This is a genomic window from uncultured Thiodictyon sp. (assembly GCF_903828115.1).
In the GTDB taxonomy this organism is placed as follows: domain Bacteria; phylum Pseudomonadota; class Gammaproteobacteria; order Chromatiales; family Chromatiaceae; genus Thiodictyon.
Genome location: NZ_CAIKKU010000467.1, coordinates 1 through 5752, shown reverse-complemented (window position 1 = coordinate 5752; position 5752 = coordinate 1). Strand labels below are relative to the sequence as shown.

2 protein-coding genes are annotated in these 5752 nt (G+C 69.4%); both read right to left on the bottom strand.

What is annotated here, in order from left to right; genetic code table 11:
• Window positions 1–597: 597 nt before the first annotated feature.
• Complete coding sequence (locus QZY48_RS17150) at window positions 598–846, bottom strand: hypothetical protein (RefSeq protein ID WP_295433203.1); 249 nt, start codon at window positions 844–846, stop codon at window positions 598–600.
• 316 nt (window positions 847–1162) lie between these two features.
• Entirely contained in the window at window positions 1163–5593 is a 4431-nt protein-coding gene (locus tag QZY48_RS17145) for an excinuclease ABC subunit A (RefSeq protein ID WP_295433201.1), read from the bottom strand.
• Window positions 5594–5752 lie beyond the last annotated feature (159 nt).

Below are 5752 nucleotides of genomic sequence, written 5' to 3'. Positions count from 1 at the left end.
GTGCGGACCACCGGCCCCGCGGTTGGCGCGGTGGCCGGGATGATGAACGAGGCCAGGCAGCCCTCGGCTAGGGGCAGCTCGATTTCCTGAGAATGAACGCCGACCCGTGCTCAAGACTAACGCCTCCAGCTGAGTCCGGCAATTGTTCACGCCAAGACGCCAAGAAGAAACAAAGGGATCTGCGCAGCATCCGGATCGCCCGGTGGGTAAGCCAGATCAGTTCTACAATGCCTTGGAATCCTTGGCGAGCTTGGCGCCTTGGCGTGAGAACTGCTTTCTTCCAGGATCAAGCGGAGGCGATTGTCAGGATTGTAACCGCACAGCCCCGTGGATTATCGTAACCACATCAATGCGATCCGGCTTGAGGTAATAGTTGATTCTGTATAAGTCGAACCGATTTCCGTATTCACTGTTCGTTGTCCTTGAAAAACAGGGCCATGCGCCCCCCTAAGGTCGGGCAAACCATAGCTAAGTCAGCCGGCGGCGTGAACAAGTTTGGGGGGTGAGGAACGAACCCCAACATCTTCGGCCGCTGGTATACCGGTGTTGGGGTTCGCAAAGCTCACCCCAACCTACACGCCGTTGCCTGAATGTGGTTCAGCCGCCGGTATTTGCGCCGCGGCTGGAGCGCGCGGTCAGATTCGTCGTTTGCTCGGCGAACCGGAGCATCGCGCGCAATGCCTGGTTAACGGCCTCCGAGGTATGGAAAGCAGCGGCCACATCCGGATCCAGTACCACCACGTTCGAGCCTTCTTGGTACTGGCGGTAATGCTTGCCGCGAACGGCCTTGGTAAAGTCGAAATCGTACTCGGGACGCAGGTCGTCCGTGGATTCTTCAGGATTCATAATGTTTCCTCTCATGGACAGTAGCGAGCCGTGCACTGATGATGCGGACCTGCCCGTTGTTTTCAGTGTAAGTGAAATTCATGATAATTCCGGCCGTAGGGTCGCTACGCTGGAGCGCAGTCCACCGAATCCCGCGCCGCCGCTGGTGGACTGCGCCGCGCTTGTCCACCCTACGATGTTACCCGTAGCCCGGATGGAGCGCAGCGGAATCCGGGGCGGCCTCGCAGACACACGAGAAAACCGTAGGTTCCCGCGGGGACCTGGATTGCGCTGCGCTCCATCCAGGCTACGAGCGATGCGGCCAGGGATGGGCATTTCAGGTGCACCCCAACCACTCCCGCAAAGCCGCCGCTGTCGGCAACTCCCCACCCTCCGCGATCTGCTCCGGCGTCCCCTCCGCCACCACCTGCCCGCCCGCCTCACCCCCCTCCGGCCCCAGGTCAATGACCCAATCGGCGGCGGCGATCAGATCGAGATCATGCTCGATGGCAATCACCGTATGCCCGGCATCGACCAACCGGTGCAGGACCGCGATCAGGCGCTCGACATCGGCCATGTGCAGGCCGACGGTGGGTTCGTCCAGGACATAGAGGGTCGGCCGGGGGTGGGTGCCGTCGATGGTGGGGCGGGCCTTGGTGAGTTCGGTGACCAGCTTGAGGCGCTGGGCCTCACCGCCGCTGAGCGTCGGGCTCGGCTGGCCCAGGCTCAGATAGCCGAGTCCGACCTCCTGCAACAGGGTCAGCGGGTGGCGGATGGCGGGGTGGGCGGCGAAGACCTCGACCGCCCGGTCCACGTCAAGGGCCAGGATCTGGCCGATGTCGAGCCCCAGGTAGCGGACCTCGCGCGTCTCGCGGTCGAAGCGGCTGCCGCCGCAGACCTCGCAGGGGACGCGCACGTCCGGCAGGAAGCTCATCTCGATGCGCTGCACGCCCTGGCCCTCGCAGGCGGGGCAGCGCCCGCCCGCGGTATTGAAGGAGAAGCGCGCGGCCCCCCAGCCCTGGATGCGCGCCTCCGGACTGGCGGCGAAGAGCTTGCGGATGCGGTCCCAGAAGCCGACATAGGTGGCCGGGCAGGAGCGGGGCGTCTTGCCGATCGGGGTCTGGTCCACTTCCAGCACCCGGCTCAGCGCGTGCCAGCCGGAGATCCCGTCGCACCCATGCGCAGTCCCCGTGGGAGCGGCGTCCCGCCGCGACAAGCCCGCCGCCGGCACCGGCCCATCAGGACCGGCCCGTCGTGCGGCACGCACCCCCTCATCCGCCGCCCCCAACAACCCCTGAAGGCTGCGCACCAACACCTCGCGCACCAGCGAGGACTTCCCCGACCCCGAGACCCCGGTGACGCAGGTCAGCCGCCGCAACGGCACGCGCACGTCCATGCCCTTGAGGTTGTGCAGCCTGGCCCCGCGGATGGCGAGCCACTCGCCCTTGCCGGGCAGCGGGCGCCGCGCCCGCGGCTCGCCGAGTCCGTGACCGCGTTGGCGCGCCAGATAGCGGCCGGTAACCGAGTCAGGGGCGGCGATCAGGTCCGCGGCGGTCCCCTGGGCGACCACGCGGCCGCCCTGGACCCCGGCCCCCGGCCCCAGGTCGATGACGTGCTCGGCGCGGCGGATGGTCTCCTCGTCGTGCTCCACCACCACCACGGTGTTGCCCCGGTCGCGCAGCCGGGTGAGGGTGTCGAGCAGCAGCCGGTTGTCCCGGGGGTGCAGCCCGATGCTGGGCTCGTCCAGCACATAGCAGACCCCTTGCAGGTTGGAGCCGAGCTGGGCGGCGAGCCGGATGCGCTGGGCCTCGCCGCCGGAGAGGGTGGGGGCGCCGCGGTCCAGGGTCAGATAACCCAGGCCGACCTGGGCGAGGAAGGCGAGCCGCTCCCGGACCTCCGCGAGCAGGTCCCGCGCAATGGCGGCCTCCCGTTCGCTCAGCTCCCAGCCGGCCAGCGCCGCGGTGGTCGCGGTGACGGTGAGGGCGGAGAGTTCGGCGATGGAGCGCCCGCGAAAGCGTACCGACAGGGCCTCCGGGTTCAGACGGGCGCCCCGGCAACTGGCGCAGCGTTGGTGTTCGGTCCCTGAGTCCAGCCACTGGTCCTCCTCCCCGGTCTGCTCCCCATCGAACCCGGTAAGCTCGCGCCCGGAGCCGAAGCAGGCCGGGCACCAGCCGTGCTTGGAGTTGTAGCTGAAGAGCCGCGGGTCCGGCTCCGGGAAGGCGCGCCCGCAGCCGGGGCAGGACCGTTGGGTGGAGTAGGGGGTCTCCAGGCCCCAGGTCCCGCGGGTGACCTGCACCACCCGCACCAGGCCCTTGCCCAGGTTCAGGGCCACATCGAGCAGGGCGCGCAACTCGCCCTCGGTCTTGGGGCCGACCCTGACCTCACCCACCGGCAGGTCGATGGAGTGCTCGCGGAAGCGGTCCAGACGCGGCCAGGTCCTGGTCTCGATGGGCTCCCCGTCCACCCGCAGGACGAACCACCCCTTGCGCGCGGCCCAGGCGGCCAGTTCGTTGTAGAGACCCTTGCGGGCGACGACCAGCGGGGCCATCACGGCGACCTGGCGGCCGGCGTGGTCGCGCAGGATGCGCGCGAGGATCGCCTCGCGGCCCAGCGGCTCGATCGGCAGGTCGCACCCCGGGCAGTGCTGGGTGCCGAGCTTCACATAGAGCAGGCGCAGGAAGTGGTGGATTTCGGTCTGGGTGCCGAGCGTGCTCTTGGCCCCGCCGCGGCTCACCCGCTGCTCGATGGCGACCGTGGGCGGGATGCCGCGTACCGCCTCCACGTCGGCGCGGGCAGCGGGCTGGACGAACTGGCGGGCATAGGCGTTGAGGGACTCCAGATAGCGCCGTTGGCCCTCGTTGAAGAGGATGTCGAAGGCGAGCGTGCTCTTGCCGCTGCCGGAGACGCCGGTGATGACGGTGAAGCGGCCGCGGGGGATGGCGACGCTCAGGTCTTTGAGGTTGTGCTCGCGGGCGTGGAGGATGTCGATCGATGGGCGAATGGCGAGTGGCGAGTGGCGAGTGGTCGGGAGGGCCTGACGATATGCGGGTGGCGGGGCCTCGGCGATGGCCTCGATCCCGGTGGGAGCGGCGTCCTCGCCGCGATCGGACCCATCAGCCACCGTGTCGCCTAAGCTTGCTGTAATCGGGCCGGCGGCTGCTTGCTCCAGATAGTCGCGTAAGGCCTGTGCCGTGTGGCTCAGCAAAGCCCGGGCGGGACGCCCGGGCTCCCATGCAAGGTCCGTCGGGGTGCCGACGGCGACCAGTTCGCCGCCGCCGTCTCCGCCCTCGGGCCCCAGGTCGATCAGCCAGTCGGCCGCCGCGATCAGGTCCAGGTTGTGCTCGATCACCACCAGCGAGTGACCCTGGTCGAGTAGCCGCCGCAGCGCCGTCAGTAGCACGGCCACGTCCGCGGGGTGCAGCCCGGTGGTCGGCTCGTCCATCAGGAACAAGAGCCCCTGCGCTGTCGACCCCAGACCGCCGCGGCCCTTGGACCGCCCCGTCTTGCACAGGTGTCCGGCCAACTTCAAGCGCTGCGCCTCGCCGCCGGACAGGGTCGGCACCGGCTGGCCCAGGCGCAGGTAACCGAGCCCCACGGCGGTCAGCGGCTCCAGTGCCCGGGCCAGTTCCCGGTCGTCTGCGAACCGGGTCAGGGCTTGGGTCGCCGTGAGGTCGAGCACGTCGGCGATGGACAGCTCGGCGCCCCCGCCCGCCGGGTTCGGCAGTCGCACCTCCAGCACCTCCGCCCGGTAGCGGCGCCCGTCGCAGTCCGGGCAGCGCAGATAGACGTCGGAGAGGAACTGCATCTCCAGGTGCTCGAAGCCGTTGCCCCCGCAGGTCGGGCAGCGCCCGGTGCCGGCGTTGAAGCTGAAGGTGCCGGCCGTGTAGCCGCGCTCCTTGGCCAGCGGCAGCGCGGCGAAGCGTTTGCGCAGTACGTCCAGGGCGCCGACGAAGCTTGCCGGGTTGGAGCGGGAGGTCCGGCCGATCGGTGACTGGTCCAGCAGGGTCACGTCCGCGATCAGTTCATCCCCGTCGATGCCGTCGAACTCCCCCGGGGCCTCCTCCGGGTGACCCTTGCGCTGGCACAGCGCCCGATAGAGCACATCCCCGATCAGGGTGGACTTGCCGGAGCCCGAGACCCCGGTCACCACCACCAGCCGGTGCAGCGGGATCGCGACCGTGAGTGCCTTGAGGTTGTGGGCGCGCGCCCCGCGGATCCGGATGCAGGGCCTGTCCGGCACGGGCGGGTTGGGGGCGCGGGGTGCCGCCACCCGGCGGCGGCCGGCCAGATAGTCCCCGGTCAGCGAGCCGTCCGCCGCCAATAGCTCCGCGGGCGTCCCCTGGAAGCAGATCCGGCCGCCGTGCTCCCCGGGGCCGGGGCCGATGTCGATGATGCGATCTGCCGCCCGCATCAGTTGCGGGTCGTGCTCCACCACCAGGAGCGAGTTGCCCTGGTCGCGCAGACGGCGCAGGACGCCCAGCACCCGATTCAGGTCGCGGGGGTGCAGGCCGATGCTCGGCTCGTCCAGAACGAACAGCGTGTTGACGAGCGAGGTGCCGAGCGCGGTAGTCAGATTGATCCGCTGCACCTCCCCGCCCGAGAGGGTGCGGGACTGGCGGTCGAGCGTCAGGTAGGGCAGGCCCACGGCGCACAGATAGGTAAGGCGGGAGCGGACCTCGGTCAGCACCAGGTCCATGGCTTGATCCAGGGCGGGCGCGAGCACCAACGCGGCGAAGAAGTCCCGGCAGCGCTCGACCGGCAGGCCCATCAACTCCTGGATGTCGAGCCCCGGGAGCGCGGGCGTCCCGCCCGCGAGCGGGCTGGGTGTCTGCTCCCCCAGCCGCCATCCCAGCGCCTCGTCCTTGAGCCGTGCCCCCTGGCAGGTCGCGTACAGTTCCGGTACCCCCGCCTACGGCGTCGGCGCCGG

Bases quoted from the DNA above. Each gene is read 5' to 3' on its own strand.
- QZY48_RS17150 (WP_295433203.1), bottom strand. From the start codon at position 846: ATGAATCCTGAAGAATCCACGGACGACCTGCGTCCCGAGTACGATTTC.
- QZY48_RS17145 (WP_295433201.1), bottom strand. From the start codon at position 5,593: ATGGGCCTGCCGGTCGAGCGCTGCCGGGACTTCTTCGCCGCGTTGGTG.